This window comes from Burkholderia sp. AU45251 (assembly GCF_030482905.1).
Taxonomy (GTDB): Bacteria; Pseudomonadota; Gammaproteobacteria; order Burkholderiales; family Burkholderiaceae; genus Burkholderia; species Burkholderia aenigmatica.
On record NZ_JAUJQH010000019.1, the window covers coordinates 1 to 26,145 of the forward strand.

26 protein-coding genes and 2 tRNA genes are annotated in these 26,145 nt (G+C 63.2%); 22 read left to right on the top strand and 6 right to left on the bottom strand.

Annotated elements, in window-relative coordinates; all coding sequences use genetic code 11:
* Nucleotides 1-787: NAD(P)/FAD-dependent oxidoreductase (locus QZM67_RS28460; RefSeq protein ID WP_301808508.1), on the bottom strand; the 787-nt coding region annotated here is incomplete at its 3' end.
* 178 nt (nucleotides 788-965) lie between these two features.
* On the opposite strand from QZM67_RS28460, the gene QZM67_RS28465 reads away from it, so the two are divergent.
* Both QZM67_RS28465 and QZM67_RS28470 read left to right on the top strand, forming a co-directional pair.
* On the top strand, nucleotides 966-1,748 hold the full coding sequence (locus QZM67_RS28465; RefSeq protein WP_011351770.1) for an SDR family oxidoreductase: 783 nt from the start codon (nucleotides 966-968) through the stop codon (nucleotides 1,746-1,748).
* 32 nt (nucleotides 1,749-1,780) lie between these two features.
* Complete coding sequence (locus tag QZM67_RS28470; protein ID WP_301808510.1) at nucleotides 1,781-2,212, top strand: thioesterase family protein; 432 nt, start codon at nucleotides 1,781-1,783, stop codon at nucleotides 2,210-2,212.
* Nucleotides 2,213-2,317: 105 nt separating this feature from the next.
* On the opposite strand, the gene QZM67_RS28475 is transcribed toward QZM67_RS28470, so the two are convergent.
* On the bottom strand, nucleotides 2,318-2,863 hold the full coding sequence (locus tag QZM67_RS28475; protein ID WP_043182545.1) for a LuxR C-terminal-related transcriptional regulator: 546 nt from the start codon (nucleotides 2,861-2,863) through the stop codon (nucleotides 2,318-2,320).
* 224 nt (nucleotides 2,864-3,087) lie between these two features.
* Here QZM67_RS28475 and QZM67_RS28480 point away from each other — a divergent pair, with 224 nt between their 5' ends.
* Both QZM67_RS28480 and QZM67_RS28485 read left to right on the top strand, forming a co-directional pair.
* On the top strand, nucleotides 3,088-3,792 hold the full coding sequence (locus tag QZM67_RS28480; protein ID WP_175021916.1) for a CoA transferase subunit A: 705 nt from the start codon (nucleotides 3,088-3,090) through the stop codon (nucleotides 3,790-3,792).
* A gap of 1 nt (nucleotide 3,793) precedes the next feature.
* Entirely contained in the window at nucleotides 3,794-4,435 is a 642-nt protein-coding gene (locus tag QZM67_RS28485; RefSeq protein WP_043182550.1) for a CoA transferase subunit B, read from the top strand.
* Nucleotides 4,436-4,537: 102 nt separating this feature from the next.
* Here QZM67_RS28485 and QZM67_RS28490 read toward each other — a convergent pair whose 3' ends face one another.
* Nucleotides 4,538-5,476, bottom strand: coding sequence for a LysR family transcriptional regulator (locus tag QZM67_RS28490; RefSeq protein WP_175021915.1), 939 nt, complete (start codon nucleotides 5,474-5,476; stop codon nucleotides 4,538-4,540).
* A gap of 92 nt (nucleotides 5,477-5,568) precedes the next feature.
* Here QZM67_RS28490 and QZM67_RS28495 point away from each other — a divergent pair, with 92 nt between their 5' ends.
* The 13 genes from QZM67_RS28495 to QZM67_RS28555 all read left to right on the top strand — a co-directional run bounded on the left by QZM67_RS28495 (nucleotide 5,569) and on the right by QZM67_RS28555 (nucleotide 18,843).
* A complete protein-coding gene (locus QZM67_RS28495; protein ID WP_301808514.1) occupies nucleotides 5,569-6,453 on the top strand; it encodes a DMT family transporter in 885 nt (294 codons plus the stop codon).
* Nucleotides 6,454-6,914: 461 nt separating this feature from the next.
* The gene (locus QZM67_RS28500) at nucleotides 6,915-7,811 is read left to right on the top strand and encodes an alpha/beta fold hydrolase (RefSeq protein WP_301808515.1); all 897 of its coding nucleotides are present in this window, start codon (nucleotides 6,915-6,917) and stop codon (nucleotides 7,809-7,811) included.
* 85 nt (nucleotides 7,812-7,896) lie between these two features.
* A complete protein-coding gene (locus tag QZM67_RS28505) occupies nucleotides 7,897-8,250 on the top strand; it encodes a RidA family protein (protein WP_021162422.1) in 354 nt (117 codons plus the stop codon).
* Nucleotides 8,251-8,294: 44 nt separating this feature from the next.
* Nucleotides 8,295-10,529, top strand: a complete 2,235-nt coding sequence (locus QZM67_RS28510; protein WP_301808518.1) for a bifunctional (p)ppGpp synthetase/guanosine-3',5'-bis(diphosphate) 3'-pyrophosphohydrolase — start codon at nucleotides 8,295-8,297, stop codon at nucleotides 10,527-10,529.
* 87 nt (nucleotides 10,530-10,616) lie between these two features.
* Nucleotides 10,617-10,693, top strand: a tRNA-Val gene (locus QZM67_RS28515).
* A gap of 271 nt (nucleotides 10,694-10,964) precedes the next feature.
* Complete coding sequence (thrS, locus tag QZM67_RS28520) at nucleotides 10,965-12,872, top strand: threonine--tRNA ligase (RefSeq protein WP_301808520.1); 1,908 nt, start codon at nucleotides 10,965-10,967, stop codon at nucleotides 12,870-12,872.
* Between the two features lie 49 nt (nucleotides 12,873-12,921).
* Complete coding sequence (gene infC / locus QZM67_RS28525) at nucleotides 12,922-13,446, top strand: translation initiation factor IF-3 (protein ID WP_080741557.1); 525 nt, start codon at nucleotides 12,922-12,924, stop codon at nucleotides 13,444-13,446.
* 188 nt (nucleotides 13,447-13,634) lie between these two features.
* Nucleotides 13,635-13,832, top strand: a complete 198-nt coding sequence (gene rpmI, locus QZM67_RS28530; RefSeq protein WP_004191477.1) for a 50S ribosomal protein L35 — start codon at nucleotides 13,635-13,637, stop codon at nucleotides 13,830-13,832.
* 29 nt (nucleotides 13,833-13,861) lie between these two features.
* A complete protein-coding gene (gene rplT, locus QZM67_RS28535; RefSeq protein ID WP_004192938.1) occupies nucleotides 13,862-14,221 on the top strand; it encodes a 50S ribosomal protein L20 in 360 nt (119 codons plus the stop codon).
* Nucleotides 14,222-14,369: 148 nt separating this feature from the next.
* Nucleotides 14,370-15,383, top strand: coding sequence for a phenylalanine--tRNA ligase subunit alpha (gene pheS, locus QZM67_RS28540; RefSeq protein ID WP_043182559.1), 1,014 nt, complete (start codon nucleotides 14,370-14,372; stop codon nucleotides 15,381-15,383).
* A gap of 96 nt (nucleotides 15,384-15,479) precedes the next feature.
* Nucleotides 15,480-17,909, top strand: a complete 2,430-nt coding sequence (gene pheT, locus QZM67_RS28545; protein ID WP_301808523.1) for a phenylalanine--tRNA ligase subunit beta — start codon at nucleotides 15,480-15,482, stop codon at nucleotides 17,907-17,909.
* A 72-nt stretch (nucleotides 17,910-17,981) separates the two neighbouring features.
* Complete coding sequence (locus QZM67_RS28550; RefSeq protein WP_006486093.1) at nucleotides 17,982-18,368, top strand: integration host factor subunit alpha; 387 nt, start codon at nucleotides 17,982-17,984, stop codon at nucleotides 18,366-18,368.
* Nucleotides 18,369-18,429: 61 nt separating this feature from the next.
* Nucleotides 18,430-18,843, top strand: a complete 414-nt coding sequence (locus QZM67_RS28555) for a MerR family transcriptional regulator (protein WP_301808526.1) — start codon at nucleotides 18,430-18,432, stop codon at nucleotides 18,841-18,843.
* A 66-nt stretch (nucleotides 18,844-18,909) separates the two neighbouring features.
* Here the strand turns inward: QZM67_RS28555 and QZM67_RS28560 are convergent, their stop codons facing one another.
* Together QZM67_RS28560 and QZM67_RS28565 are read right to left on the bottom strand one after the other, a co-directional pair.
* Nucleotides 18,910-21,120, bottom strand: coding sequence for a hypothetical protein (locus QZM67_RS28560; protein ID WP_301808528.1), 2,211 nt, complete (start codon nucleotides 21,118-21,120; stop codon nucleotides 18,910-18,912).
* A 177-nt stretch (nucleotides 21,121-21,297) separates the two neighbouring features.
* Nucleotides 21,298-21,594, bottom strand: a complete 297-nt coding sequence (locus QZM67_RS28565) for a hypothetical protein (protein WP_301808531.1) — start codon at nucleotides 21,592-21,594, stop codon at nucleotides 21,298-21,300.
* Between the two features lie 140 nt (nucleotides 21,595-21,734).
* Between QZM67_RS28565 and QZM67_RS28570 the strand changes: the two genes are divergently transcribed.
* Together QZM67_RS28570 and QZM67_RS28575 are read left to right on the top strand one after the other, a co-directional pair.
* Nucleotides 21,735-22,448 carry a bifunctional 2-polyprenyl-6-hydroxyphenol methylase/3-demethylubiquinol 3-O-methyltransferase UbiG gene (locus QZM67_RS28570; RefSeq protein ID WP_301808533.1) on the top strand — a complete coding sequence of 238 codons (714 nt, stop codon included), beginning with the start codon at nucleotides 21,735-21,737 and terminating at the stop codon, nucleotides 22,446-22,448.
* Nucleotides 22,449-22,595: 147 nt separating this feature from the next.
* Nucleotides 22,596-22,672: transfer RNA gene (locus QZM67_RS28575), tRNA-Pro, on the top strand.
* 105 nt (nucleotides 22,673-22,777) lie between these two features.
* Here QZM67_RS28575 and QZM67_RS28580 read toward each other — a convergent pair.
* Complete coding sequence (locus QZM67_RS28580) at nucleotides 22,778-23,050, bottom strand: hypothetical protein (protein WP_301808536.1); 273 nt, start codon at nucleotides 23,048-23,050, stop codon at nucleotides 22,778-22,780.
* Between the two features lie 286 nt (nucleotides 23,051-23,336).
* On the opposite strand from QZM67_RS28580, the gene QZM67_RS28585 reads away from it, so the two are divergent.
* The 3 genes from QZM67_RS28585 (at nucleotide 23,337) to QZM67_RS28595 (ending at nucleotide 25,734) form a co-directional block, all read left to right on the top strand.
* A complete protein-coding gene (locus QZM67_RS28585) occupies nucleotides 23,337-24,272 on the top strand; it encodes a phosphatase PAP2 family protein (protein WP_301808539.1) in 936 nt (311 codons plus the stop codon).
* A gap of 669 nt (nucleotides 24,273-24,941) precedes the next feature.
* A complete protein-coding gene (locus QZM67_RS28590) occupies nucleotides 24,942-25,343 on the top strand; it encodes a hypothetical protein (RefSeq protein WP_301808542.1) in 402 nt (133 codons plus the stop codon).
* Between the two features lie 238 nt (nucleotides 25,344-25,581).
* On the top strand, nucleotides 25,582-25,734 hold the full coding sequence (locus tag QZM67_RS28595) for a PAAR domain-containing protein (protein WP_230624294.1): 153 nt from the start codon (nucleotides 25,582-25,584) through the stop codon (nucleotides 25,732-25,734).
* Nucleotides 25,735-26,145 lie beyond the last annotated feature (411 nt).

A 26,145-nucleotide genomic window follows, 5' to 3' on the forward strand; every position in this document is an offset into this window, starting at 1 on the left:
CCATGTGATACAGGAACGAGCCGCCGTACGTATCGGACTTCAGCGGCCAGCCGGCCGTGTGGATCACGAGGCCCGGCTTGTGCTTCGCCGGGTCGATCTCCCACAGCTCCTTGATGCCGATCCCGTAAGCCTGCGGATCCGCGTTCGCGTCGAGCTTGAACTTCGAGATCAGCTGGCGGCCCAAGTGGCCGCGGCAGCCTTCGGCGAACAGCGTGTACTTCGCGTGCAGTTCCATGCCGAGCTGGAAGTTCTCGGTCGGCTCGCCGTCCTTGCCCACGCCCATGTTGCCGGTCGCGACGCCCTTCACCGAGCCGTCGTCGTTGTACAGGATCTCGGCGGCCGGGAAGCCTGGGAAGATCTCGACGCCCAGGGCTTCGGCCTGTGCCCCAAGCCAGCGCGTGACGTTGCCCAGCGAAATCACGTAGTTGCCGTGGTTCTGGAAGTTGGCGGGCAGCGCCCAGTTCGGCGTGGTGACGGCGCTCTTCTCGGACAGGAACAGGAAGCGGTCTTCCGTCACCTCGACGTCGAGCGGTGCACCGCGTTCCTTCCAGTCGGGGAACAGTTCGTTGATCGCGCGCGGATCCATCACCGCGCCCGACAGGATGTGCGCGCCGATCTCGGAACCCTTCTCGAGCACGCACACGCCGATCTCGGTGCCTTTCTCGGCGGCCAACTGCTTGAGCCGGATCGCTGCCGACAGCCCGGCGGGGCCGCCGCCGACGATCACGACGTCGTATTCCATCGATTCGCGCGGGCCGTATTGCTCGATGAGGCTTGCGGGGGTCATGGGCGTTCCTCTAACCGTTAGAATGCTTTTATTCGGGAGCGTATTGTCTGCGAAACGAAACGCTTGCCGCAACAGCATGCGGCTAGATTAGCACGATCGTTCTATTTTCGTGCTAGGGTAATGCCGCTCGGGCCGTACTGTCCATGGCGGCGAAACGACATCGAAAGGGGAAGTGCAAATGGGTCGGTCGATCAATCTGGAAGGCAAGGTTGCGCTGGTCACGGGCGCGTCGAGCGGCCTCGGGCAGCGCTTTGCGCAAGTGCTGTCGCAGGCCGGCGCGAAGGTCGTGCTCGCAAGCCGTCGTGTTGAGCGCCTGAAGGAACTGCGTGCCGAGATCGAGGCGGCGGGCGGCGCCGCGCACGTCGTGTCGCTCGACGTCACCGACGTCCAGAGCATCAAGGCGGCGGTCGCGCACGCGGAGACCGAGGCCGGCACGATCGACATCCTCGTGAACAACTCGGGCGTGTCGACGATGCAGAAGCTCGTCGACGTGACGCCGGCCGATTTCGAGTTCGTATTCGACACCAACACGCGCGGCGCGTTTTTCGTCGCGCAGGAAGTCGCGAAGCGAATGATCATGCGTGCGAACGGGAGCGGCAACGGCAAGCCGCCGTGCCGGATCATCAACATCGCGTCGGTGGCCGGGCTGCGCGTGTTTCCGCAGATCGGGCTGTACGCGATGAGCAAGGCCGCGGTCGTGCAGATGACGCGTGCGATGGCGCTCGAGTGGGGGCGCCACGGGATCAACGTCAACGCGATCTGTCCGGGCTATATCGATACCGAAATCAATCATTACCTGTGGGAAACCGAGCAGGGCCAGAAGCTGCAGTCGATGCTGCCGCGCCGGCGCGTCGGCAAGCCGCAGGATCTCGACGGGCTGTTGTTGCTGCTCGCGGCCGACGAGTCGCAGTTCATCAATGGCTCGATTATCTCCGCCGACGACGGCTTCGGCCTCGCCTGAGCGGATGACATTCAGCAACAAAGAAGACTGCAATGAGCGATTATTCCCCCGTTTTTGAGATGTCGATGCCGATCCGCTGGGGCGACATGGATGCGTTCGGCCATGTGAACAACACGGTCTATTTCCGCTACATGGAGCAGGCACGGATCTCGTGGTTCGAGGAGCTCGGCATTGCCGGCGGCAACGGCGAGGGGCAGGGGCCCGTCATCGTCACGGCGTCGATGGAGTTTCTGAAGCAACTGCACTATCCGGGCGACGTGATCGCGAAGATGTCGGCTGCGAAACCCGGTCGTAGCAGCTTCGACACGGGTTTCGAGCTGACTCGCGCCGACGATCCGCAGCATGTCTATGCGCGCGGCAATGCGCGCTGCGTGTGGGTCGACTACGCGCTCGGCAAGTCGGCGCCGCTGCCCCAGTTGCTGCGCGACACGATCGAGCGTGCGCTCGCGACGAAGGTCGGCTGAGCGTCGATACGGCGAGGCCGGCGCCAGGGCGCCGGCGGCACGCGATGCCCGTTGTTTCCCGAACCGGCCGCCATGCGCGGCCGATTGTCATCCGGGAGCCGTCATTCACTGCCCGAGCAGGCGCTGCAGCAGCTCCGGCGTATTGTTGGTCCCGTACTTGCGCATCAGCCGCGCGCGGTAGATGTCGACCGTGCGCGAGCTGATGTCGAGCACGCGCCCGATCTGCTTGCTGGTCTTGCCGGTCGCGAGCTGCGCGGCGATCTCGCGCTCGCGCGGGGTCAGTTCCACGGCGACCCGGCGCGTCGCACTCAAGTCCTCGAAGGTCCAGACGCCCGCCGCGAGCGGCGCGGTGCGGTCGAGTGCGCGGCCCGTCACGTGGCACCAGAACAGCTCGCCATCCGCGCGCTTCATGATTCTGTCATCCGAGTAGATACCGTTCGCGGCCATCACGCGCGCGATGCGTTCGCCGATTCGCTGGAATTCGTCCGTCGACGGGTAGAGCACCTCGTACGATTTCCCGATCAGGTCGGCCCGCACGCAGCGGAAGATCGACGCGAGCGCGTCGTTGCAGTCCTCGATCACGCGGTCGCGCGACAGGACGAGGCCGAGCGGCGCAAGGTGGAAGGCGGTCTGGTAATCGAGGGCGGTCATGGACGCGGGCAGACGATGGCAAATGCTTATGTATTTTTGCGTATTGTGCCGCATCCGCGCCGCATCGTACCCTTTCAGGCATCTCGCGGCGGTTGGCTGCGACATAAAAACAGCGCGCCTCGACGCAGGCATCGCCGTGCATGCATAGAATGATGCGGCGGGCTTGCGGGCCACGTGGGCGCGTGAACCGGTTTCGCTGGTTTCCATAGAGGAAGGGACAACAGATGAACAAAGTCTATCCAAGCGCGGCTGCCGCGCTGGAAGGGATCGTCCGCGACGGACAGACCTTCGCGGTGGGCGGCTTCGGCCTGTGCGGGATTCCGGAGGCGCTGATCGCGGCATTGCGCGATTCGGCCGTCAAGGGCATCACCTGCATCAGCAATAACGCGGGCGTCGACGGCTTCGGCCTCGGCCTGTTGCTGGAAACGCGCCAGATCAAGAAGATGATCTCGTCGTACGTCGGCGAGAACAAGGAGTTCGAGCGCCAGTACCTGGCCGGCGAACTTGAACTCGAATTCACGCCGCAGGGCACGCTGGCCGAAAAGCTGCGCGCGGGCGGTGCGGGCATCCCGGCGTTCTTCACGAACACGGGCTACGGCACGGTGATCGCGGAAGGCAAGGAAACGCGCCAGTTCGGCGATCGCCACTACGTGCTCGAGCCGTCGCTGACGGCCGATGTCGCGCTCGTGAAGGCCTGGAAGGCCGACAAGTCCGGCAACCTGATCTTTCGCCGCACCGCGCGCAACTTCAACCCGATGTGCGCGATGGCCGGCAAGATCACCGTTGCGGAGGTCGAGGAGATCGTCGAGAACGGCGAGTTCGATCCGGACCATATCCACACGCCGGGGATTTTCGTGCAGCGCATCGTGCTGAACGCGACGCCCGAAAAACGCATCGAACAACGCGTCGTACGCGCGAAAGGAGACTGACATGGCCTGGAATCGTGACCAGATGGCCGCGCGCGCGGCGAAGGAACTGCAGGACGGCTTCTACGTGAACCTCGGCATCGGCCTGCCGACGCTCGTTGCCAACCACGTGCCGGAAGGCGTCGAGGTGTGGCTGCAATCGGAGAATGGCCTGCTCGGCATCGGTCCGTCGCCGACCGAAGACGAAGTCGACGCCGATCTCATCAACGCCGGCAAGCAGACCGTCACGACGCTGCCGGGCTCGTCGATCTTCTCGTCGGCCGATTCGTTCGCGATGATCCGTGGCGGTCACATCAACCTCGCGATCCTCGGCGCGATGCAGGTCAGCAAGCAGGGCGACCTCGCGAACTGGATGATCCCCGGCAAGATGATCAAGGGGATGGGCGGCGCGATGGATCTCGTCGCTGGCGTGAAGCGCGTCGTCGTGCTGATGGAGCATGTCGCGAAGGGCGACCAGCACAAGATCCTCGAGGAATGCAACCTGCCGTTGACGGGTGTCGGCGTGGTCGACCTGATCATCACCGATCTCGGCGTGATCGAAGTGACGCCGAACGGCCTGAAGGTCCTCGAACTCGCCGACGGCGTGAGCGCGGACGAGATCAAGGCGAAGACGGGCGCACCGCTCGACGTGAGCGCGGTGGGCTGAGTTTTTCGGCGCGAAGCGATTCGCCCCGCATGCCGGCAGGCATGCGGGGCGTTTTCGTTTCCGGGCCGCCGCAGTGGCGCTCCGGAGGTTGCGGCGGACGCGTCAGACGGCGACCCGCAACGAGGCGACGCTGCGCCCGGTTGCCGGCGTGTCGTCGTCGGCGTCAGGCGAGCCGAGCTGCAACGCATGAAACAGGAAGCGCTGCAGCGTGGCGGCCGCCGACGTGCGGTCGCCGGCATCTGCATGGCTGAACAGACCGAAGTCGGCGGCAGGCGGTGTGGGTAGCCCGGCGGCCTGCGGGTCGAGCACGTGCATCGTGTCGCCGCGCACGTTCCGGTCGAGCAGCACTGCGACGCCGAGGCCGGCTTCGACCGCCGACTGGATGGCGGACAGGCTCGTGCTCGTGCAGACGACGCGCCACGCGAGGCCGGCTTCACGCAGCGCCGTGAACAGTTTCTCCTGCCACGGGCACGTGCCGCCGAATGCGACGATCGGCAACGGTTCGTCGCGCGGCAGCGCGTCCTGCGCACGCGCGGCGGCCCAGCGAAGCGGATGCCGCCAGGTGGCGAGCGGTTCGGCCCGGATCAGCGCGGGATCGCCGATGACGAAGTCGAGCGTATGGGTCGCGAGCCGCTGCGACAGCGAGGGGCTCGAATCGACGACGATCTCGAGCGCGACGCGCGGAAACGCTGCCGCGAACTGCCGCAGCGCATGCGGCAGATGGCCGACGGCGATGTCCTCGAGGATGCCGAGCCGGACGGTGCCCGAGATGTCGCCGGCATTGAGCGCGGCGCGCGCGGCGAGCCCGACGTCGAGCAACCGGTGCGCATAGGGCAGCAGCACGCTGCCGGCCGCCGTCGGCTTCACACCGCGCGACGAGCGTTCGAGCAGGCGCTGGCCGACTTCATCCTCGAGTCGGCGCAGCGCCATGCTGACGGCTGCCTGCGTGCGATGCAGCGCCGTCGCCGCATCGCTGACGCTGCCTGTTTCGACCACCGTCACGAACGTGCGCAGCAGCGTGCTGTCGAGATCGCGGATCATCAATTTTCCTGATGCGAGCATAAGAATTATCAGCTTATATCAAGCGTGCGACCGCGGTTAGCATCGTCGTGTCAACGATCTGGAGCGACCGAATGAGCGACGAATTGAGCACCGCACGACCGAATGGCGCCGAGCGCGCGGCCCCGTCGTTTGCGCATGCGGTCGCGCCGTTGCTTGCCGTTGCGTCGATGTGCAGCGTGCAACTCGGCGCCGCGCTGTCGCGGCCGGCGACGATCGAGTACGGCACGGTCAGCACGACCTGGTTGCGGCTTTGCTTCGCCGCACTCGCGCTGGCGCTCGTCGTGCGGCCGCCGCTCCATACGTATTCACGGCAGCGCTGGATTGCCGCGATCGCGCTCGGCGGTGCGATGGCCGCGATGACGCTGTGCTTTTTCGCGGCGGTCAGGCGCGTGCCGCTCGGGCTGGCCGTGGCGATCAACTTCCTCGGGCCGTTGGCGGTCGCCACGTTCGGCGTGCGCAAGCCGGCGATGCTGGTGTGGCCGGTGCTTGCGCTGACGGGCGTGCTGCTGCTCGCGCGGCAGGACGGCATGTGGGTGGCGACGCCGGCCGCGCTCATCTTTCCGATCGGCTCGGCGCTCGGCTGGGCCGCGTACATCCTGCTGATGAAGCGCGTCGGTACGCTGTTCGACGGATTGCAGGGGCTCGCCACGTCGCTGATCGTGGCCGCGCTCGTGACGACGCCGTTCGGGCTCGCGCAGAGCGGCGGCCATCTGCCGGCCGGGCAACTGGTCGATGCCGCGTATCTGGCGGTGCTGGTCCCGCTGTTCCCGTATGTGCTGGAACTGATCGCGCTGCGACGGATGAGTGCGTCGGCATTCGGCATTCTGATGAGCGCCGAGCCCGCGATCGCGGCGGCGATCGGCTTCGTCGTACTGGCGCAGCCGATGGGGGCGCTGCAGATTGCCGGGACGCTGTGCGTGGTCGGCGCGAGCATCGGCGCGGTCGTGCAGAAGTGAAGATGAAGTAGCCGGGACGTTCCGGCCATGGCAAGCCGGCGCGAGGACGGTGCGTTCGCGGCGCTGTGCGTGCAGCCGCGCAATCTTTTTCCTGTCGGTTTCGCGATCGGTACGACGCTGCGCAGCTTCCGTAACACGCCGGCCGGCGCCGCGGTGCCGAGCCGTCGGGGCTGGCCGCGCGACCGCTTGGCGGAAGCGCCGCTCGCGACGGCATGGGCGAGGCACGGCGGGAGGCGAGGGGGAGGCAGCGTGTCGCCGCCCGCCGGTTTCTTTCTCCTCCGCCGAGCATGCAGTACGACGCCCGACTCGCCGGTGCCGGGTGTGACTCGAACGCCTGCGGGCGCGATGAACCGACTCGTGATCCGGAACGGGTTTACAATCGGTTGCGTCCCCGCCCACCCTTCGGGCCGGCCCGGCGCACGTCATCGCGTCGCACCGCACCGTTCGACAGGATGCTTCCGATGCCCACTTCTTCCGTGAATTCCTCGATCCCCCGCCAGCGGCGCGTGCAGTGCGCGAGCGCGGCCGGCCTTCACCACGTCGCCTATACCGAATGGGGCGACCCCGCCAATTCGCGGGTGCTGGTCTGCGTGCACGGGCTGACCCGCTCGGGGCGCGATTTCGACCGGCTCGCCGCGGCGCTGTCCGATACGTATCGCGTCGTGTGCCCCGACGTCGTCGGGCGCGGTCGCTCCGACTGGCTCGCCGATCCGCGGCTCTATGCAATTCCGCAATACGTGGCCGACATGGTGACGCTGATCGCGCGCACCGGCGCCGAATCGGTCGACTGGTTCGGCACGTCGATGGGCGGCCTGATCGGCATGGCGCTCGCGGGGCTGCCCGGTACGCCGGTGCGCCGGATGATCGTCAACGACGTCGGCCCGCGCATCGAACCCGATTCGCTCACGCGCATCGGCGAGTATCTCGGCGTGCAGCCGCGCTTCGCGACCGAGCAGGAGGGCATCGACTACCTGACGTCGCTGTCGCTGCCGTTCGGCGCGCTGACCGGCGACGAGTGGCGCGAGATCAACGCGCCGCTGCTACGTCAGTTGCCCGAAGGCGACTGGACGATGCGCTACGATCCGCGCATCGCCGAACCGTTCAAGACGACGACGCCCGAACTCGCGGCGCTCGGCGAGGCTGCGCTGTGGCGTGCGGTCGAGACGACCGAAGCGTCGCTGCTGGTCGTGCGCGGTGCCGAGTCGGATCTGTTGTCGCGCGAGACCGTCGCCGAGATGGTGCAGCGCGGCCGCCACGTGACGCAGGCGGAAATTCCCGGCACCGGGCATGCGCCGGCGTTCCTGAATGCCGACCAGATCGCGCTCGCACGACGGTTTTTCGTCGAAACCGGCGCATAAACGCGTCATAATATGCGGTTCGACGGCGCGCGGGCCGCGTCGTCGCCGAACGCTTCACTCATTCATCAAACGACCGGAACATTCCATGGCAGTCATTCGTCATCACGTCGGGGCCCGTCTCTCCGAAACCGCGATCCACAACGGTACCGTGTATCTGGCCGGCCAGATCGCCGAAGACACCACGCAGGACATCAAGGGCCAGACGCGCGAAGTGCTCGGCCACATCGACCGCCTGCTCGCCGAAGCGAACAGCGACAAGGCGCATCTGCTGTCCGTGCAGATCTACATCTCGGATCTGGCGAACTTCGACGGCATGAATGCGGAGTGGGATGCATGGGTCGCGCAGGGCAACACGCCGCCGCGCGCCACCGTCGAGGCGAAGCTCGCGGATCCCGCGCTGCTCGTCGAGATCGTGGTGGTCGCCGCGCAACGGAGCTGAGCTGAACGTAATCCGACGATGACCGCATTCCGCCAGGCCGAGCAATGACCGAGTCCGTTTCCGCTTCCCCCGTCGCGGCGCCGTCGTTCGACGACGTGCTCGCGTTCGTGCGCGAGCGGGCCGGCGACGTGCGCCTGTCGTCGGGTGAACTGCTCGCCGATCACTCGGCGGGCACGGCGTCGATCATGCGCACGCTGAACGTCGATCCGCCCGCGATGCAGGCGGCCGCGCTGTTCGTGCTGACGCCGCACCTGAGCGACCCCGAGCGTGAACTCACCGAGCGTTTCGGCGACGAAGTGGCGCGGCTCGTGTCCGACGTGCGCAAGCTGTTGCGGCTCGGCACCGTCAGCCTGCGAGCCGCGCAGAACGCGGTGCCCGACGCGGGGCGCGACAAGGCGGAAGAGCGGCGTACGCAGATCGAGGCGCTGCGCAAGATGCTGCTTGCGTTCGCGCAAGACATCCGCGTGGTGCTGATCCGGCTCGCGTCGCGCTTGCAGTCGCTGCGCTACTACGCGGCCGCGAAGATCGATCCGCCGCCCGATGTCGCGCGCGAGACACTCGAGATCTATGCGCCGCTCGCGAACCGTCTCGGTATCTGGCAACTGAAGTGGGAGCTCGAGGATCTCGCGTTCCGCTTCGAGGATCCCGTCACCTACAAGCGGATCGCGAAGCTGCTCGACGAGAAGCGCATCGAGCGCGAAGCGTACGTCACGCAGGCGATCGACCGGTTGCGGCAAGAGCTGGCGGACGTGCACATCCAGGCCGACGTGAGCGGCCGGCCGAAGCATATCTACAGCATCTGGCGCAAGATGCGCGGCAAGGAGCTCGATTTTTCCGAGCTGTACGACGTGCGCGCGTTTCGCGTGATCGTGCCGGACATCAAGGATTGCTACGCGGTGCTCGGCATCGTGCATCACCTGTGGCAGCCGGTGCCGAAGGAATTCGACGACTACGTCTCGCGGCCGAAGCCGAACGGCTACAAGTCGCTGCACACGGTCGTGATCGGCGACGACGGCCGCGCGTTCGAAGTACAGATCCGCACGCAGGAGATGCACCGATTCGCCGAGTACGGCGTCGCTGCGCACTGGCGCTACAAGGAGGCCGGCGCGCGCGGCTACGGCGGCCAGTTCTCGGCGAGCGACAAGTACGACGAGAAGATCGCATGGCTGCGCCAGTTGCTCGCGTGGAAGGATGACGTCGAGGACGGCGCGGAAAAGTCGGGCGACAAGGCGTGGGCGCAATTGCGCGAGACGTCGCTCGACGACGACCACATCTACGTGCTGACGCCGCAGGCGCGCGTGATCGCGTTGCCGCAGGGCGCGACGCCGGTCGATTTCGCGTACCACCTGCACAGCGAACTCGGCCATCGCTGCCGTGGCGCGCGCGTCGACGGCGCGATGGTGCCGCTCAACACGCCGCTTGCCAACGGTCAAACGGTCGAGATCGTCGCGGTGAAGGAGGGCGGGCCGTCGCGCGACTGGCTGAACCTGCAGCTCGGCTATATGAAGAGCCCGCGCGCGCGACAGAAGGTGCGTGCGTGGTTCAACTCGATCGAGCAGGAAGAAAACGTCTCGCACGGCCGCGCGCTCGTCGAAAAGACGCTGCAACGCGAGGGCAAGACGTCGGTCAATCTGGACAACCTCGCGGCGAAGCTCGGCTTCAAGTCGCCCGAGGAGCTGTTCTCGGTCGTCGGCAAGGAAGAGTTCAGCCTGCGTAATGTCGAGCACGCGCTGTCCGATGCGCCGCCGCCCGAACCGGCGCCCGAAGCGCCTGCCGACTTCGAGAAGCGTAGCAGCGGCGCGAGCGTCGCGCACGGCGCGTCGACCGGCGTGCTGGTCGTGGGCGTCGATGCGCTGCTGACCCAGCTCGCGCGCTGCTGCCGTCCGGCGCCGCCCGATCCGATCAGTGGTTTCGTCACGCGCGGCAAGGGCATGTCGATCCACCGCACCGATTGCCCGACGTTCCGCCGGATGGTCGAGCGCGCGCCGGAGCGCGTGCTGCAGACGACCTGGTCGGCCGACGTGCTCGGCGGGCGCGGTGCGTCCGTCTATCCGGTCGACCTGATGATCGAGGCGAGCGACCGGCAAGGGTTGCTGCGCGATATCTCCGAAGTGTTCGCGCGCGAGAAGATGAACGTGGTGGGCGTGAAGACGCAGAGTCGCCGCAATGCGGCATTCATGCAGTTCACGGTCGAGGTGTCGAATTCGGCACAGGTGCAGCGCGCGTGCACGCTGCTCGGTGAGATACAGGGTGTCGTGCGGGCCGGGCGGAAGGCGTGATGTGGGGTTCGAGCACCGTTATTTTGCTGCGACCGCATAAAAATACTTGCCAAGCGGGTAGCGGCTCCATATAATCTTGGCTTCACTAGGCTCGTAGCTCAGCTGGTTAGAGCACCACCTTGACATGGTGGGGGTCGTTGGTTCGAGTCCAATCGAGCCTACCAACGAATTGAGAATGCCCGGTCTCCGGGTGTTCGATGCAGCAAATAACTCAACGCGAACAAGGCGAATACGGTTATGACACCGCGAACGTTGACCGAAACCTTTTCGGAGCGACGCTAGTCGAGGAACCCTTTCGCCCTTTCAGTTTGAGTGAAGTATCGAATGCGGCCCCTCGAAAGCGGGGCCGCATTTTTTTTGTCGCGAAATTTTCCCGCGTGATTTTTGAATCGCGTACCTGGTCTGCCGCCCACTGTCGGCATCACGGAGATTGCTATGGTTTCGATACGCTTGCCTGACGGCTCAGTTCGACAATACGAGCATCCGGTGACAGTTGCCGAGGTTGCAGCCTCGATCGGTCCCGGCCTTGCGAAGGCTGCGCTTGGTGGCAAGCTCGATGGCGAGCTCGTCGATACGTCGGCCGTGATCGACCGCGACGCGTCGCTCGCGATCGTGACGGACAAGGATGCCGATGGCCTCGACATCATCCGCCACTCGACGGCGCACTTGCTCGCGTATGCGGTGAAGGAGCTGTATCCGGATGCGCAGGTGACGATCGGTCCGGTGATCGATAACGGCTTCTATTACGACTTCTCGTACAACCGTCCGTTTACGCCTGAAGATCTGGAGAAGATCGAAAAGCGCATGCAGGAGCTCGTGAAGAAGGATGAGCCCGTGACGCGCCGTGTCGTGTCGCGCGACGAAGCGGCGGGCTACTTCCGCAGCATCGGCGAGAAGTACAAGGCCGAGATCATCGAATCGATTCCGCAAAGCGACGAAATCAAGCTGTATTCGCATGGCGGCTTCACCGATCTGTGCCGCGGCCCGCACGTGCCGTCCACCGGTAAGCTGAAGGTCTTCAAGCTGATGAAGGTCGCGGGTGCGTACTGGCGCGGCGACTCGAAGAACGAGCAGCTGCAGCGCATCTACGGCACGGCCTGGACGAAGAAGGAAGACCAGGACCAGTACCTGCACATGCTCGAGGAAGCGGAAAAGCGCGACCACCGCAAGCTGGGCAAGCAGCTCGACCTGTTCCACATGCAGGAAGAGTCGCCGGGCATGGTGTTCTGGCATCCGAAGGGCTGGGCGCTGTGGCAGCAGGTCGAGCAGTACATGCGCCGCCGCGTGAATGAAGCCGGCTACCTCGAGATCAAGACGCCGATGATCATGGACCGCTCGCTGTGGGAAGCGTCGGGCCACTGGCAGAACTACCGCGAGAACATGTTCACGACGGAGTCGGAGAAGCGCGACTACGCGATCAAGCCGATGAACTGTCCGGGGCACGTCCAGGTGTTCAAGCACGGCCTGCGCTCGTACCGCGACCTGCCGCTGCGTTATGCGGAATTCGGCTCGTGCCACCGCAACGAAGCGTCGGGCGCGCTGCACGGCCTGATGCGCGTGCGCGGCTTCGTGCAGGACGATGCGCACATCTTCTGTACGGAAGAGCAGTTCATCTCCGAGTCGATCGCGTTCAACACGCTCGCGATGAGCGTGTACAAGGATTTCGGCTTCGAGCATATCGACATCAAGCTGTCGCTGCGCCCCGACCAGCGCGCGGGTACGGACGAAACCTGGGATCGTGCCGAGCAGGGTCTGCGCGATGCGCTGACGGCCTGCGGCCTCACGTGGGAAGAGCTGCCGGGCGAAGGCGCGTTCTACGGCCCGAAGATCGAGTACCACATCAAGGATGCGCTCGGCCGTTCGTGGCAGTGCGGCACGCTGCAGCTCGACATGGTGCTGCCGGAGCGCCTCGGCGCCGAGTATGTCGCGGATGACAGCAGCCGTCGCCGTCCGGTGATGCTGCACCGTGCGATCGTCGGTTCGATGGAGCGTTTCCTTGGCATTTTGATCGAGCACCACGCTGGTGCGATGCCGGCCTGGCTCGCGCCGTTCCAGGCAGTTGTGCTCAATATCGCCGAAAGTCAGGCTGAATATGCACAATCTCTGGCCCAATCGTTGCAAAAACAAGGGGTTAGAGTGGCGGCCGATTTGCGTAACGAGAAGATTAGCTATAAAATACGCGAGCACACGCTGGAAAAGGTGCCTTATCTCCTCGTCGTGGGCGATAAGGAGCGTGATGCGCAAACGGTAGCCGTGCGTGCCCGTGGCGGCGTCGATCTTGGCGTGATGCCGGTCGAAGCCTTCGTTGAGCGTCTGCAGGAAAACCTGCGCTCGTTCAAGTAACCGCCCTGGCAGCGCGGCTCGTTTTTTTAATTTTTAGAGGAAACGTAACATCGCTACTGATAAGTCGTCGCATCGCATCAACGGTGAAATCACTGCGCCGGAAGTGCGTCTGGTCGGGCTCGAGAACGAACCGCTCGGTATCGTAAAACTCCTTGATGCTTTCCGTAAATCGGAAGAACTTGATGTCGATCTGGTGGAAATCGCGCCGCAAGCGGTTCCGCCGGTCTGCCGCCTGATGGATTACGGCAAGTTCAAGTATCAGGAGTCGAAGAAGCAGCACGAAGCAAAGCTGAAGCAGAAGGTCATCCAGGTGAAGGAAGTCAAGTTCCGCCCGGGTACCGATGACGGGGATTACAACGTCAAGCTCCGCAACCTCGTGCGCTTCCTTGAGGAAGGCGACAAGACGAAGATCACGTTGCGTTTCCGCGGCCGTGAAATGGCTCACCAAGAGATCGGCATGCGGATGCTTGAGCGTCTGCGCACGGATCTCGAGGAAGTCGGCCAGGTCGAGCAGATGCCGAAGATGGAAGGGCGCCAGATGATCATGGTGCTCTCGCCGAAGAAAAAGAAGTAACGAGCCCGCGCGCTTCGCGCGCAGGTTCGAAGTGGTTCGGCGCGTGGCCCGGTCAGGGCGGCGCGCCAACAATGACGGCGGCTGCGCAAGCGGTTGCCGTACACAAGTGGACTGGGTTTCGAAGGGCGGGTCAAGGGCGCAAGCCAACCGCACACCCATCGCCATCTAATAAACTGGAGTTGTTCGTCATGCCTAAGATGAAGACCAAGAAGAGTGCTGCAAAGCGCTTCGTGGTGCGTCCGGGCGGTACCGTCAAGCGCGGTCAAGCCTTCAAGCGTCACATCCTGACCAAGAAAACCACGAAGAACAAGCGTCACCTGCGCGGCGCAACGGCAGTTCATGATTCCGATCTGAACTCCGTCCGCGCGATGCTGCCGTTCGCGTAACCCCTAACTGATACTCTAAGGAGAGAAACATGCCTCGAGTCAAACGTGGGGTAACCGCACGGGCCCGCCACAAGAAGATCATCAACCTGGCCAAGGGTTATCGCGGCCGCCGCAATAACGTCTACCGCATCGCCAAGCAGGCGGTGATGCGCGCTGGTCAGTACGCGTACCGCGATCGCCGCAACAAGAAGCGTGTGTTCCGCGCACTGTGGATCACGCGTATCAACGCGGCAGTTCGCCAGCACGACATGACCTACAGCGTGTTCATCAACGGCCTGAAGAAGGCGTCGATCGAACTCGACCGTAAGGTGCTGGCCGACATGGCGGTGTTCGACAAGGCTGCTTTTGCTGCGATCGTCAAGCAGGTGAAAGCCGCCGTTGCAGCCTAATTGCGAAATTAGCACTGCGTGGTTAGTTGCAGCGACGTTCCGGTAGTCTCGGCCGCTGCAGCGAAAACGGGGCTCTTCCGAGCCCCTTTTTTGTTTGGTGGGCGATTTCGCTCGCCAAGACCGAATGACGTTGGAAATGATGGGATCTATGGATCTGGACCAGATTGTCGCCGACGCGCAGCAGTCCTTCGAACAGGCTGCCGACATCACCACGCTCGAAAACGAGAAAGCCCGATTTCTCGGCAAGTCGGGTGCGCTGACCGAGTTGCTGAAGGGCCTCGGCAAGCTCGATCCCGAAGCACGCAAGACCGAAGGCGCACGTATCAACGTCGTGAAGCAGCAGGTTGAAGCCGCGCTGACCGCGCGCCGTCAGGCACTCGCCGACGCGCTGCTGAACCAGCGCCTCGCTGCCGAGTCGATCGACGTGACGTTGCCGGGCCGCGGCGCCGGTGCAGGCAGCCTGCACCCCGTGATGCGCACGTGGGAGCGTGTCGAACAGATTTTCGGCTCGATCGGCTTCGATGTGGCCGACGGCCCCGAAATCGAGACTGACTGGTACAACTTCACGTCGCTGAACAGCCCGGAGAACCATCCGGCGCGTTCGATGCAGGACACCTTCTACGTCGAAGGCAAGGATGCCGACGGCCGCCAGCTGCTGCTGCGCACGCACACGAGCCCGATGCAGGTGCGTTACGCGCGCATGAACCGTCCGCCGATCAAGGTGATCGCGCCGGGCCGCACGTATCGCGTCGACAGCGATGCGACCCACTCGCCGATGTTCAATCAGGTCGAGGGGCTGTGGATCGACGAAAACATCAGCTTCGCCGACCTCAAGGGCGTCTATACCGACTTCCTGAAAAAATTCTTCGAGCGCGACGACATCCTCGTGCGCTTCCGTCCGTCGTATTTCCCGTTCACGGAACCGTCGGCCGAGATCGACATGATGTTCGAGCAAGGCAAGAACGCCGGCAAGTGGCTCGAAATCTCCGGTTCGGGGCAGGTGCATCCGACCGTGATTCGCAACATGGGCCTCGATCCCGAGCGCTACATCGGCTTCGCGTTCGGCAGCGGCCTCGAGCGCCTGACGATGCTGCGCTACGGCGTCCAGGATCTCCGGCTGTTCTTCGAGAACGACCTGCGTTTCCTGCGCCAGTTCGCGTAACGCCGCGCGCCGCGCCGACCTGTGCCCGTGCACGCCCCGACGGACGATCCGACGGGGCCCGGGCGTCGATCTAACCTGTTTCGAACGTAGACATCCATGCAATTCCCTGAATCCTGGTTGAGAACCTTTGTCGACCCGCAGCTGACGACCGACGAACTGTCGCACGCGCTGACGATGGCGGGGCTCGAAGTCGAATCGCTGAGCAAGGCTGCGCCGCCGACGTCGAAGATCGTCGTCGGCCGCGTGCTCGAAGTCGTCAAGCATCCGGATGCGGACAAGCTCAATGTCTGCCAGGTCGACGCCGGCACCGGCGCGACGCTGAATATCGTCTGCGGCGCACCGAACGTCGCGCCCGGCATCAAGGTACCGGTCGCGCTGGTCGGCGCGGAACTGCCGCCGGCAGAAGAGGGCGGCAAGCCGTTCGCGATCAAGCTGTCGAAGCTGCGCGGCGTGGAGAGCCAGGGGATGCTGTGCTCGGCGCGCGAACTGAAGCTGTCCGAGGATCACAGCGGCCTGCTGGTGCTGCCGGAAGACACGCCGGTCGGCCAGGACATCCGCGAGACGCTCAATCTCGACGACACGATCTTCGAAATCAAGCTGACGCCGAACAAGGCTGACTGCCTGTCCGTGTTCGGTATCGCCCGCGAGACGGCCGCGATCACTGGCGCGCCGCTGACGCCGGTCGACATCCGCCCGGTGCGCGTCGAGCTCGACGAAACGCTGCCGGTGCGCATTGCCGCGCCCGATCTGTGCGGCCGCTTCTCGGGGCGCGTGATCCGTGGCGTGAACGCGCATGCGAAGACCCCGCAGTGGATGGTCGAGCGCCTCGAGCGTTCCGGCCAGCGCAGCGTGTCGGCGCTCGTCGACATCTCGAACTACGTGATGTTCGAGCTCGGCCGTCCGTCGCACGTGTTCGATCTCGACAAGATCCACGGCGGTATCGAGGTGCGCTGGGGCAAGCGTGGCGAATCGCTGAAGCTGCTCAATGGCAACACCGTCGAACTCGACGAAACGGTCGGCGTGATTTCGGACGACCGCCAGGTCGAAAGCCTGGCCGGCATCATGGGCGGCGACAGCACGGCCGTCACGCTCGATACGACCAACATCTACCTGGAAGCCGCATTCTGGTGGCCGGACAGCATCCGCGGCCGTGCGCGCAAGTACAACTTCTCGACCGATGCGGCCCATCGCTTCGAGCGCGGCGTCGATTACGCGACGACCGTCGAGCACGTCGAGCGCATCACGCAACTGATTCTCGAGATCTGCGGCGGCAAGGCCGGCCCGGTCGACGATCAGTCCGTGAACCTGCCGCAACGCGCGCCGGTGAAGATGCGCGTGTCGCGCGCGAACCGCATCATCGGCGTGCAGATCGGTGGCGACGAGATCGCCAGCATCTTCACGCGCCTTGACCTGCCGTTCGAGCGTGAAGACGACGCGTTCCTCGTCACGCCGCCGTCGCATCGCTTCGACATCGAGATCGAAGAAGATCTGATCGAGGAAGTGGCGCGCATCTACGGCTTCGAGAAGATCCCGGCGCGTCCGCCGGTCGCGACGAGCGAAATGCGCGCGACCAACGAAACGCGGCGCTCGATCCACGACATCCGTCACGCGCTCGCCGCGCGCGACTACGCGGAAACCGTCAACTTCAGTTTCGTCGATGCGGAGTGGGAGCAGGATTTCGCGGGCAACGATCAACCGATCCGCTTGCTGAACCCGATCGCGAGCCAGCTATCGGTGATGCGCACGACGCTGTTCGGCAGCCTGATCTCCGTGCTGCGCCACAACCTGAACCGCCGTGCAGATCGCGTGCGCGTGTTCGAGGCCGGCCGCGTGTTTCTCACCGATGCGTCGGCGAAGGCCGGTGAGTTGACGGTCGAGGGCTATGTGCAGCCGAAGCGTGTCGGTGCGCTTGCCTACGGTCCGGCGCTCGACGAGCAGTGGGGCGTCGCGACCCGTGCGGTCGATTTCTTCGACGTGAAGGGCGATCTCGAGGCGCTGTTCGCGCCTGCCGCTGCACGGTTCGTGAAGGCGGAGCATCCGGCCCTCCATCCGGGCCGCAGCGCGCGCATCGAAGTCGACGGCCGTGTGGTCGGCTGGATCGGCGAACTGCACCCGCGCCTGATGCAGAAGTACGAGCTGCCGCACGCGCCGGTGATGTTCGAGGTCGATGCGGACGCGCTGATTGCGCGTGCGTTGCCCGCGCCGACCGATGTGTCGAAATTCCCGCCGGTTCGTCGCGATATCGCCGTGGTCGTCGATCAGGCGGTCGAGGTTCAGGCACTTTTCGACGAAATGAAGAAGGCGCTTGCCGAAGAGGCCTGCCGATTCGTTCAGAAGGTTGTACTCTTCGACGAATTTCGTGCAAAATCAAATACTTCCGGTGGTCTTGCCGCGCACGAGAAGAGCCTTGCCTTCCGCGTGACGCTGCAGGACGCGGCTGGCACGCTACAGGATGAGGTCGTCGATCAGGCGATCCAGACGCTGGTCGAGCGGATGGCTCGTGCTGGTGCGCGCCTGCGCGGCTAAGGAGAAGGTCCGCCCGCTCGCGGGCGGCTTTTTCCGATCGTAAGTTTTGATTTAACGCGCTGTATGGCAGATATGAACGACATGACCTCGAGTGAATTCGAAGCCCTCCTGACGGCGCAACGCAGCGCCATGAACCGCGACGCTTCGGCGCCGGCGTCCACCGAGACGCCCACGCTGACGAAGGCGGAACTGGCGGAGCTGCTGTTCGATAGCGTCGGGCTGAACAAGCGTGAAGCGAAGGACATGGTCGAGGCGTTTTTCGAAGTGATCCGCGACGCGCTCGAAAACGGCGAAAGCGTCAAGCTGTCGGGGTTCGGCAATTTCCAGTTGCGCGACAAGCCGCAGCGTCCGGGCCGCAATCCGAAGACGGGCGAGGCGATTCCGATCGCGGCCCGCCGGGTGGTAACCTTCCACGCGAGCCAGAAGCTGAAGGCGCTGGTCGAAAACGGCGCGGAGTAAGCCCCGCGCGCTGACGTCCCCGCGCGGCCGCCGCGCACCCTTTACCGACGGTTAACCGACGATGACCACTACGGTTGAGAAAGTCGTCTTGCCTCCGATTCCCGCGAAGCGCTACTTCACGATCGGTGAAGTCAGCGAACTGTGCGGGGTCAAGCCGCATGTGCTGCGTTATTGGGAACAGGAATTTACTCAACTGCGGCCGGTGAAGCGGCGCGGCAATCGTCGGTATTACCAGCACCACGAAGTGCTGCTGATCCGGCGGATTCGCGAGTTGCTGTACGAGCAGGGATTCACGATCAACGGCGCGCGCAACCGGCTCGATTCGCCGGGCGGCGAGCGAGGTGCGGCGGCACCTGTCGAACCCGAAGTGCAGGCCACCGATGCGCGCGTGTCGGCCAAGCCGGGCGTAACTGTCGACGTCACTGCGTTGCGGCAGGCGCTGCTCGATGTGATCGACGGACTGAAGCACGAATGAGATGAAACAAAAAGCCCGGTTGGCGATGTGCCAACCGGGCTTTTTCATGGGCGTCGCCCATGCGCATCAACGCGACGCGAGCGGATTCTTTTGCCCCATGTCGACGACCAGCGTGCCGTCCGGCAGCATCCGCACCGAGCCTTGCGCGACCTGGCTGCGGTAGCCGTACAGGTCGAAACGCATCGGGCCGGCCTCGGCCGAATTCCGGATCAGCGCGCGCACGTTCAGTTCGAGCACGTTGAACATCTTCATGTCGCCGCCTTCCATCCACATGTAGCTCGGCGCATCGATCTGCGGCCGTTGCGGTGCAGGCGCGCCGGCCAGGCGCCTGAACGTGAGGCGCAGTCCGTCCCGCTCGACCGTTGCCTGTCCGAGCTTGCCGTTCAGCATGGGTGGCGGGAACACGGTGTATTGGTCGAGCACGAGCGTGTCGCCGCGCAGTTCCGCGCCGCGCCGCTGCAATGGCGTCAGCGAAGCGAGCTCGATGCCGAGCGAACGCAGCAGCTTCGCCTGCGGGATGCCGAGCACCGACACCTGGGACGGGTTGAACGCGAGGTGCCGGTCGTCGAGCACTGACAGCGAACCCTTCATGTCGGTCGGCAGCCAGACGCCCGGCACATGGTTCCACAGCTTGATGCCGCCCTGGACGCGCAGATTGGTGCCGTCCGCGCTCAGTTGCAGGTCGTTCAGCGAACGCGGCGCGTAGTCCAGCAGATAGTTGTTGAAGAGCGCGGACATCGCCTTCCACGACTCGACGACCGTGCCGCCGAGAATCCGGATGTCGTACTGGTTCGGATCGTCGAGGTCGACGGGTTCGCCGGGCCGCCTCGATACGAGTTCCACGTCGAGATCCTCGACGTGAAAGCCGATATCGCCGGACAGGTTGAAGTCGACGTTGCGCAGATGGATCGTCGGGTTGCGGTTCGACACGTGCCGTTCGTTGAACGGCGTGGTCGACGTGCGCCGCATCGCGACCTTCTGCATGCCGGGGTGAACGGTGTTCGCTGCGAGTGCGTAGGCTTCCCAGTGCTGGCGTATGTCGCGCAGCGCATTCTGCTGCGCGGCGAGGAAGCTGTCGTTCAGGCGCGCGGCCGCGTTGCCGAGCAGCGCGCCACTGGCCGGGCCCGCGTACGAAGGCATCCGGATCGCCATCGCACCGTTTTCGTCGAAATTGAAGTAGCCGGCCGAGACCTGGTCGCGATAGTGATACAGGTCGAACACGAAAGTCTGGTCGCGCTTCGCCGGATCGACCGGGCCGATCAGGATGTCCGCGTTCATCGGCATCGAGCGCATGAACTTCACGTCGCCGCCGCGAATGTACATCGCTTGCTGCGGTGCGTTTGCGGGCATCGCGAAGCCGGCATGCGTGCCGTCGTCGAGCTTCAGGTCGAGGCCGGCCGGCGTCACGCGCAGCGCGGTGATCGTGAGCTTCAGGCGTGGCGGCGGCATCAGCTTGTCGACCGACATCACGAGATCGTCGCCGGCGAGCTGCGCGATCGGCGTCTGGACTTTCAGCAGGTCGGCCATCTTCACGTTGGCCGCGCGCATCACCGGCTGTGCGTTGATGCCCGAGACGCGCACGCCCGTCGGATGGAACACGAGTTGACTGCCGTCGCGGATCGCGAGCGTGCCGGTCAGCGAGAACGGCACCCAGCCGTCGCGCTGCATCTCGCCTTGCAGGTGAATCACGCCGTCGCCGGCCGACACGGCGAGCTTGCGCAGCGGCGCGTTGCGATAGCCGAAGATGTAGGTGTTGAAGAGGGCGGTCAGCTTCGCGTTGTCGAGCGTGACCGTGCCTTCATGCACGTCGATCTCGAAACTCGTCGGATCATCGAACACGATCGGCGCACCAGCCTGCGTCGGCACGAGTGTGGCTGACAACTGATGGATGAAGAAGCCGAGGTTGTTGACGATGCGGAAGTCGACATCGCGCAGGAACGTCATCGCGCCATTCTGGCCTGAGTCGCGTAGCGTGAACGGGCGCGGCTGCGTGAGGTTGATCGATGCGAGCGACGGTACGGTGCGAGCGACCTGCTGCTCGCGGGCGAGGCGTTCGGCTTTCGCGCGTTCGATTTTGGTCGACGCGACCGACGTGTTGCCGTCGCGCTGCGCGGACGATTCCGCGCAACCGGCACACAGCAGCGCGAGCGCCAGCACACCGCAGCCGAACACGCGGGATGGCTTGGGCGAGATGGGGCGGGCCGCGCGATGCGGGCCGGAAATCCAGTCGAAAATTGCCAAAGGCGAGCGATGGCCGCGCCGGACCGCATTCCGCATCGTCTGTCTCCATGTCTTGTCGTGATCGACGGCAGCGCGTGCCATTGCACGGCGCGAGCGTCGATGCCGTGCAGTGTGGCATAGCGTGCTAGAGCGGCGTTACCAAACAACGGCCACCCGGGCAGGGTAGGCCGGCGGGCTGCGGGGCAACGGATTCGGGGTGGTGGGGCGGCCAGATCAAACGGTCGTTTGGTTTGCGCGGCCGGTCGTCGGCGGATGTTTCCGCGCCCGGACAAACCCGCTCCAGCCTTGACCAGTGCGGGTTTCGCCGGATACGAGGTTTGAGGGGCAGTGCGGTCGAAGCACGGGTGCGATCCGGCCCCGACGCAGCGGCCCGCGGGCCGACCAGGTCAGCATGTGCTGCCGGATCGCGTTCAGCGTCACCTGGTCGAGTTGCAGGCCGTTCGCGATATACGACGTCTTCGAGCCGTACGATGCGATGACCTGGTTAGTGATTTGCGGCGAACCGGCCATCGTCCTTTTCGATGCGGGCGGAGTGCGGGTTGCCGGAGTTGGCTGCGCGTCGGGACGGATAGGAGCGGTGGCGCCGGCAAGGTAAGATCGGCAACAGTGGCTGGACGACCAAAGCACAGTAGCCATCACGGGGAAACGTCATGGATCTCAAGGAAGTCGACGTATTGGGTGCGGGCGTGGGCGATCACTGGTACTACGCGTCGAAGGCGAGTGCGATCCGTCGATTCCTGGGGTCGCCGGGCGCGAACCGGATACTCGATGTCGGTGCAGGCTCCGGATTCTTCTCGAAGCACTTGCTCGAGCGTACGCAGGCGTCGGAGGCGTGGTGTGTCGATACGAGTTACGTCGACGATACCGACGGCGAGGCGGCTGGCAAGCCCATCCACTTCCGGCGATCCGTTGATCGATTCGACGCCGATCTCGTGTTGCTGATGGACGTGCTCGAGCATGTCGACGACGATGTCGGCCTGCTGATGCAATACGTAAAGGGCGCGCCGTCGGGCAGCCGGTTCCTGATTACGGTTCCCGCGTTCCAGTTCCTCTGGAGCGGCCATGACGATTTTCTCGAGCACAAGCGCAGATATACGCTCGGCAGTCTCGAGGACGTGGTGCGTCGCGCGGGGCTCGACGTCGAGCACGGCGCCTACTATTTCGGTCTCACGTTTCCACTTGCGGCAGCGTTGCGGCTCGGCGAGCGGGCGCGTCGGCATCCGCGCGAACCGGTATCGCAATTGCGCCGCCACCATCCGGTCGTCAACGGCCTGCTCAAGACGATCTGCCGGATCGAGTTGCCGATGTTCCGCTTCAACCGCGTCGCCGGCCTGACGGTCATCTGTGTCGCGCGCAAGCAGTGACGGGATGCGGGGCCGTGCGCAAGTCGCCAGGCCATGCGCGTCGTTGCTTGCATCGGCGCTGTCGCGCAAAAAAATTCACAAGAACATTCACAAAATGCATGCGACCCGTTCTAAATCGGGAAACCGTCTGTTATACTTTCTTTCTTTCGGGGCGTAGCGCAGCCTGGTAGCGTACCTGCATGGGGTGCAGGTGGTCGGAGGTTCAAATCCTCTCGCCCCGACCAGACAAGAACCCGCACAGCGTAAGGCTGTGCGGGTTTTTTATTTGGTGCTCATTTTTTGGGCAAATTAGAGACCATATTGGAGAATCTCTAATATCGGGCTGCATCCTATGCCGATTTCGGCGTCGGCAAGGGCGGGACGACATTCGATCGCGGCACCTCGGGCGACTTGATGTAGGGCTTGGTCGTCGCGGTGTCGGTGTGAGCGCCGGCGAAGCGCAGTTCCTCAATCGCGTAGCCGGCCGGCTTCGCGTCCGTCGGCGCCTTCGCGCGGATATATTTGATCGACGCATCAAACTTTTCGACGCGCTCGATGGCGCCATCCCATGCGTCGCAGTAAACCTGGTTCGCCTTCGGATTGCCTTTCTTGCCTCTGATCACGAACGAGGCGACGCACGTCGCGTTCGATAGTCTGAATGGGGCAACGATTGTGCGAGTGCCAACCGACTACGCGGGTTCCTTCGATCGACGCATGGCGGTCGTGGCGCGGCAACGCCATCTACAACGATGGATATACCGTAACCGCTTCCGCTCCGGGTGCCGGTCCCGCGATGACTGATTCGATGGAGCCCATGACAAACGCCCAGTGAAATTTTTTGCGGGACGTGATTGAATATGTGCCAACAGGGCGGACCCACCGTCAATAACAATTATGGCCGGGGAAAATATGAAAATGAGGGTATTGGGGGCGTTTTCGATTGCGTGGATTCTGACCGTTGTAATGTTCGCTGTCGATTTCGCGACCATGGGCCGGTTTGGGCTATCCATCATTCCTGAATGGTATCTGCAATCGGTCGAGACATGCCTCATGACGCTGCTAATTTGCGGTGTCCTGGTCGGTATCGGACGTATCCCGCGATACCGGATAGTTGCGGAGAAGCTTCGCTGCCAGGATGTCGCGCTTTCGATCCTTTGCTTTCGGATTATCGCAATGTATGGGCAGGCTGTAGCGGTTGCGACGTATATCGGGGCGGCCGTCGGCCGTCCCGAGGTTCAGGATGCGCTTCTGGCGTGGGAGCAATCATTTGGATTCGATTGGTTGAGAGCCTATCAATGGATCGTCCGCTCCAATATTCTTCAGCAGGTGCTTGAGTTTGCATATCGAAGCATGGCATATCAGATGGTTTTATTATGCTTCTTGTTCGGAATATTGCGTCGTAGGCAAGAGCTTTGCGAGATGATGCTGATATTCGTGATTTCGCTGCTATTCGTGGTTGCGATTTCGACATGGTATCCGGCGGCGAGTGCGTTTCCGCATTTCGGTATTAACGATTCGGGGCCGGCATCTCATCTTTCGGATTACTTCAGTGCTAGAAGTGGTGCGCCCATGGTAATGAATCCCATGGCGATGCAGGGAATCGTTTCGCTGCCGTCATTTCACGCGGTCGTCGCGCTGATGTTGATCTTTGTCACGCGTAACCTGCGCTTCATTTTTCCCCTCACGCTCGCGCTGAATTTTGTAATGTTGGTATCGACGTTCTCGGTAGGTGGCCATTACCTGGCAGATATCGGTGCCGGCGTGATCGTGGGTATCGTGACCATATGGCTGGTGCGTCGCTGGTTCTCGGTATATGAAACGGTGCAACGGCCGATCCTGACGTAATCTCCTACCGGCTGCATGCAGACACATGCGCGATCAAATGATTCGCGCACGACGCATTTCTTGCCGCGACAGGTGATAGCACGTTTAAGCGGCCGCAGGGGCCACCGAGGGCATCTTGGGTTCCTCGTGTACAGGGAACTGCGCGGAGCGTCTTCTAATATTGACATCTGTGTTTCCCGGAATGCCGCGTCGCTTCGTGCCCGTTTCTTGTGCAATTGATCAGAGGTGGAAGCGAACAACCCTATACAGATCGGCTTCGATGGTCGGTTCAGGCAATTTCGATACAGCGCGAAGAGGCCTGCTTACGCGGGCGCGTCACTGTTCGGCGAGGCATCGCAGCTCACGTATGAGTATGACGCCATTGGGCGCCAACCGGCCAAGATCCAGTCGCATCACGGTCGCGTCTGACGGCTACAACACCGACTGGGCTCGGTGGTAGGTCGCAAGGAAACGCATGTTGTGGGCATGAGTGCCGTGGCTTGCAGCGTTACGGTAGCGGTCATATCCACGGTCTTTTACTGAGTTTTCCCTGGAGGCTCCTGGGGTGGCGTTTCAGTCTGTCGAATACGTGCATCAACTGTTCGGTGGCTTGCCTGGGCAATGGGAATGAATCTCAAGTATAAAATTCTTTATGTTCTCTGAGCTTTAATTTGTTTGGTATTTGTTTTTGTGGAGCAAGAGAATTTTGTAAATTTTTTGATTGGAGCGACAAAAAACGAGGCCGCGATTTCGACGCTCAAGATGGAGTTTTGCAAGATAAAAATCCGTGATGGAGATAATTGGAGTTCTTCCCCGCAATCGTTCGAGAAAAATTCGGTCAACGCTGTGAGTGGTCATCTTCAATCGAGCGCTGGCGTAAATGATGTCTTGGGCTATTGCAGAGCGACTTTGCCTGGGTTGGGCTGGATCGAATCTGGTGAGAAGGATAAATATGGCGAGAAAGCCGTTAAATTCTGCAAGGGCGGGATGAGTCTTAACATCGTTGCCTCGCGTGATGCTGCTGGAGTTGATTATTATATGGGGGTGGCATGGACGGCATCGAAGGGGCTTGATGCATATTGTCCGCAATAAAGTAAGCGAGTTTTGGAAAATCAATGGCATTGGCTGCGCTGAATTCCGGTAAGCCGTCAAAAATTTCCATGTTGATCACATTGTTTGTATTCGTATATCTCGCATCTGGCGACGGAAAATATTGCTGCTGTGAAAGCCATTGTTCGTAAAGGTGACTCTACAAATCACGGTGGTATTCCGCTCGAAGCTGCTGGCCATGCGAACCTGGATGGCATGGCCTGCGACCGGTGCCGGTCACATGGTTTCGTGCCCTAAATGCGGCGACTCCTATCCGATTGTCCAAGGGGCGAACCGGTGCGCGATAGATGACGGCGCCGTGGCGCTGGATGGCATGAAGACGGCTTGTGGGGCCAAACCAAAGCGGGTGACGCCAATGGATCCGGAGCAGTAATCGATACAACCGGGCGCGGTGACAAGGTGATTTCGAGAGGAGTCCATCGTCGACCCGAGGCGCGACAGAGGTTCTCATTGCACGCAAGGAGAACCGCGGACTCCACCTACTTTGAGCGCCAGCCTGCTTGAGATTGCGGAAGGCTTGGATGGTGGGATTTCGGGCCGCCGATGACGCTCGAGGGCCATAAGACGACCATCGATGAGAGGACGTCCCGTGCCAAGGTGTGCGACTCCGTGTCAATTGCCATGACGGCCTAGGCCGACGCACCGCCCGGAGAGCCTTGTCCCAACGAGGGTTTGATGAGGTTCAAATCCTCTCGCCCCGACCAGACAAAAAACCCGCGTCAGCTCAGGCTGACGCGGGTTTTTTCTTGCCGGTCGCTTTTTTGCACATCGCGGCGCGGCCCCG

Excerpts from the sequence above, each read along its gene's own strand:
- QZM67_RS28465 (WP_011351770.1), top strand. The coding sequence starts at position 966 with ATGGGTCGGTCGATCAATCTGGAAGGCAAGGTTGCGCTGGTCACGGGC.
- QZM67_RS28470 (WP_301808510.1), top strand. The coding sequence starts at position 1,781 with ATGAGCGATTATTCCCCCGTTTTTGAGATGTCGATGCCGATCCGCTGG.
- QZM67_RS28475 (WP_043182545.1), bottom strand. The coding sequence starts at position 2,863 with ATGACCGCCCTCGATTACCAGACCGCCTTCCACCTTGCGCCGCTCGGC.
- QZM67_RS28480 (WP_175021916.1), top strand. The coding sequence starts at position 3,088 with ATGAACAAAGTCTATCCAAGCGCGGCTGCCGCGCTGGAAGGGATCGTC.
- QZM67_RS28485 (WP_043182550.1), top strand. The coding sequence starts at position 3,794 with ATGGCCTGGAATCGTGACCAGATGGCCGCGCGCGCGGCGAAGGAACTG.
- QZM67_RS28490 (WP_175021915.1), bottom strand. The coding sequence starts at position 5,476 with ATGATCCGCGATCTCGACAGCACGCTGCTGCGCACGTTCGTGACGGTG.
- QZM67_RS28495 (WP_301808514.1), top strand. The coding sequence starts at position 5,569 with ATGAGCGACGAATTGAGCACCGCACGACCGAATGGCGCCGAGCGCGCG.
- QZM67_RS28500 (WP_301808515.1), top strand. The coding sequence starts at position 6,915 with ATGCCCACTTCTTCCGTGAATTCCTCGATCCCCCGCCAGCGGCGCGTG.
- QZM67_RS28505 (WP_021162422.1), top strand. The coding sequence starts at position 7,897 with ATGGCAGTCATTCGTCATCACGTCGGGGCCCGTCTCTCCGAAACCGCG.
- QZM67_RS28510 (WP_301808518.1), top strand. The coding sequence starts at position 8,295 with ATGACCGAGTCCGTTTCCGCTTCCCCCGTCGCGGCGCCGTCGTTCGAC.
- thrS (WP_301808520.1), top strand. The coding sequence starts at position 10,965 with ATGGTTTCGATACGCTTGCCTGACGGCTCAGTTCGACAATACGAGCAT.
- rpmI (WP_004191477.1), top strand. The coding sequence starts at position 13,635 with ATGCCTAAGATGAAGACCAAGAAGAGTGCTGCAAAGCGCTTCGTGGTG.
- rplT (WP_004192938.1), top strand. The coding sequence starts at position 13,862 with ATGCCTCGAGTCAAACGTGGGGTAACCGCACGGGCCCGCCACAAGAAG.
- pheS (WP_043182559.1), top strand. The coding sequence starts at position 14,370 with ATGGATCTGGACCAGATTGTCGCCGACGCGCAGCAGTCCTTCGAACAG.
- pheT (WP_301808523.1), top strand. The coding sequence starts at position 15,480 with ATGCAATTCCCTGAATCCTGGTTGAGAACCTTTGTCGACCCGCAGCTG.
- QZM67_RS28550 (WP_006486093.1), top strand. The coding sequence starts at position 17,982 with ATGAACGACATGACCTCGAGTGAATTCGAAGCCCTCCTGACGGCGCAA.
- QZM67_RS28555 (WP_301808526.1), top strand. The coding sequence starts at position 18,430 with ATGACCACTACGGTTGAGAAAGTCGTCTTGCCTCCGATTCCCGCGAAG.
- QZM67_RS28560 (WP_301808528.1), bottom strand. The coding sequence starts at position 21,120 with ATGCGGAATGCGGTCCGGCGCGGCCATCGCTCGCCTTTGGCAATTTTC.
- QZM67_RS28565 (WP_301808531.1), bottom strand. The coding sequence starts at position 21,594 with ATGGCCGGTTCGCCGCAAATCACTAACCAGGTCATCGCATCGTACGGC.
- QZM67_RS28570 (WP_301808533.1), top strand. The coding sequence starts at position 21,735 with ATGGATCTCAAGGAAGTCGACGTATTGGGTGCGGGCGTGGGCGATCAC.
- QZM67_RS28585 (WP_301808539.1), top strand. The coding sequence starts at position 23,337 with ATGAAAATGAGGGTATTGGGGGCGTTTTCGATTGCGTGGATTCTGACC.
- QZM67_RS28595 (WP_230624294.1), top strand. The coding sequence starts at position 25,582 with ATGGTTTCGTGCCCTAAATGCGGCGACTCCTATCCGATTGTCCAAGGG.